The organism is Hoeflea sp. BAL378 (genome assembly GCF_000759435.1).
GTDB lineage: Bacteria > Pseudomonadota > Alphaproteobacteria > Rhizobiales > Rhizobiaceae > Hoeflea.
Map to the genome: position 1 here is coordinate 1 of NZ_JRJG01000160.1, position 2,812 is coordinate 2,812.

At 56.8% G+C, this 2,812-nt stretch carries 3 protein-coding genes; all 3 read right to left on the reverse strand.

All coding sequences use genetic code 11. The features are described 5' to 3' along the window. Nucleotides 1–667: 667 nt before the first annotated feature. On the reverse strand, nt 668–1,618 hold the full coding sequence (locus LL06_RS27500) for a hypothetical protein (protein ID WP_152599756.1): 951 nt from the start codon (nt 1,616–1,618) through the stop codon (nt 668–670). Between the two features lie 3 nt (nt 1,619–1,621). After that, a complete protein-coding gene (locus tag LL06_RS27505) occupies nt 1,622–2,362 on the reverse strand; it encodes a hypothetical protein (protein WP_152599757.1) in 741 nt (246 codons plus the stop codon). 163 nt (nt 2,363–2,525) lie between these two features. Then, nucleotides 2,526–2,812, reverse strand: a 287-nt coding sequence (locus LL06_RS28130) for a hypothetical protein (protein WP_210165729.1), incomplete at its 5' end; no start/stop codon positions are given.

Below are 2,812 nucleotides of genomic sequence, written 5' to 3' on the forward strand. Positions count from 1 at the left end.
ACAAGAAAGGGGCTTGGCGCAGTTGCCCGCGCCCCGCCGGTGAGGAATGCCCAGCACCTTCCGGGCGCGGGCCGGCTCTTCTTCCCGCAAAGCTCGACGCAAGCCCTGGGCGGTTTCGTTTCGTTCGGTCCTTCGGAGACCGAACACCTCCCTCTCCCACCCGCGCGTGTCAGACGCGGCAGGGACTTGGCGGGCCGGCGTTTGCGGTGACGCCGCAGCTCCCGGCCGGGCAGCCCGCCCGGACCGGGATGCGGATCAAACGCCGCCGGGTGACGGTCGCGCCGCCCTGCCTTTCGTGCGAAAGGCGCGGGCGCTGCGTCCTGCACCCGGTTCCAGCCATTCGCGCGACAACCCTTGCCCTGATCCACCTCGATCCGGCAGGTCCCCGCGCTGGCCGGGGTGTCTGCTTCGCAAGCTTCCGGCCCGCAGGTACGGCCCCCGCCAACCGGAACTCACCGCCTCCCGCCGGCCCGGGCCCCGTTGGCCCCGGCCATCCGTTGAGGACGGAAGGTGGGGGAAGTATCGCATGGGGGGAAAGGGTGGGGAAAATGTGGGGGGGATTTTTTTGGAGGAGGGGGTGCGGAGATCGGGGCTATGCGGACGCTCCATCACCTACTCCGGTACCCACAAGAACGGCCATTTGTCCCGAGGGAGGGCGAGCTTGGCATTAAACGTCATGACGATTAGCCAGATGGGCGACCATAGTCCTGATGAAGATGGCTGCAACGAAGACGTAGTTGCGCCCAGTTGCCGGCAGCACATCCCACGGAGCGCCGACGTCCGCATCGTTGCCGTGGTCTGCCGCGTTGCGAACATGACCAAGATACTTGCTCACATTTTGGAGTTTTTTCGGCACCTTGCTGCCTGCGACCAATCGGTCAATTTTGGCATTGATACCAGTTGCGCCTGCGATATTTCCAGCGCATTGCCCAGAAAACCAGTCGATGAAACTCTCTATAGCGATCCCCGCTTGCAGTACCGCCTCCCGGCCAGCGCCAGCGGATGCGTGACGAAGACCAGCTACAAGCGGCAGAATGACTTGGTCGTGGTTCACTTGGGCTGCTGCATCTGGCCCGAGTTCTTCCCTGATTGTATGCGTTGCCTCTGCCACCTCCCGACTGCCAGCAGCTAGTTCGTCTAGAATTGCGGAAAGGCCTTTCGCGTCGCGCTCGTAGCTGTTGCCATGACCGGCCTTCAACGCCCCGCTGTAGGTAGCGAGATTAAGCAAGGTTTCTTTAACCTGCTCGCGGTGACATTCGAGATCAAGCCGCACTTTCGTTCGTTGTGCTGCCGCTGTAACGTCATTGGTAGCCTCCAATTCCTCACGAAAGATCAAGAACGGTTCATAGGACTCGATGGTAACACGCAGAATGGCGGCTTTCTCGCTATCCTGAGGAGTTCGCAATAACTTGCAGAGTGGGCTTGCACTTCTGAATTGCCCTGCGTTTTCAGATAGCAGTCCCATGTCTGCGGCAAGTTTCAATGCTCCCGCCACTGTCGGCTGAGGAAGGTCACTAAAAAAGGCGACGGCAACCGCGTCACTACCGCCCAACGCCACAACCGCTTCTGAGACAATGACAACTTGCTCTGCTGTTGCCTGAAAAAATGCGCGCGGCAAAGGTTAATCCTCGCCGTTTTCGGGGGCACCATTTTGGCTTGAAAAGTCATCAACCACTTTGCGCAATTTTAATCCCAAGTCGTCCAAGTCTTGGGGGCTGCAATGTACTTCTATTTTGATTGAGATGGAAAAGGGCGAAGTTGCCTCAATGGTGCGTACGACACTTTGTGTTGTATTCGCGGGTTCTGCCTTCTCTTGAGAGATAGATGACTCACCGCTCGTTGCACGCGCTATTGGCGCACTAACTACTAGTTTCCCATCTTCGGCCTTGAGGTTTCCAGATCTTTTCAATAGCTCAACAACGGCACCAGTCCCCGTCGTCGTTGATCCGGTCTTGGAAAGGCCCGCGCTATAGGCAATATGTGCCCGAAGCGATGACTCGTCCATCCCTTTGCGAATTCTGACGGCAGCCAGCACATTCTTTAGAAACTCATCTTCTGCGACAATATCAGCCAAGATCGACTCGACCTCGTCTGGCACATTGTGCATGAGCGCTAAACCGAGTTTCTTTCCAACCTCAGTCGCGGATTTATCGCGGCCACCTTGCAGAACGCCAATCGAAAGCAGGAATCCGACATTTTTGCTGATGGCTGTTTCGTGCATCCCAGTGCTTTTGGAAATGTCGGACAGAGAGGCCAATTTCCCAAAACTAGTATACCCTTGGACAACTTTGAAAACCTCGTCGAGTGAAGAACCAGGAAGCTTGAACCTGTCATTCCCATTACTCTTCGGTTCGGCTACCATCGATACACTCCATCGTCGTTTCAAGGTATAGTAGCTTAACTCCGCTCCTCTGCAACAGGAAGCTGCGCGCAGCTATCTTTGGCCTCACCTGAACCAGGGTAACAATTGAGTTCCAGCTAAGTTTCCTTGCTTCACGCGCCTTCCACACAGAATTTACCGCTCGTCAGTCGAACCGGCAGGAGAGCAGCATAATTAAATGGACTGACTGGTGCCCGGAAAACGTCTGAAGCAAACTCAGCGGCAAACGCGAAGGCCGCTGGAGATGTGGCCTACGACGCTTTAACGTCCGCTCAAACTCAAAGCTCCGCAGGCGGAAGGGACTTAATCCGGCATCGGCCGTTTTCACGATCTCGAGTATTGAGCCTGTCGAAATGTCAGCGTTGTTGGCAGCAGATCCGCCGCCTCCAATCTCCCCCCTTGCGGGGGAGATGTCACGAAGTGACAGAGGGG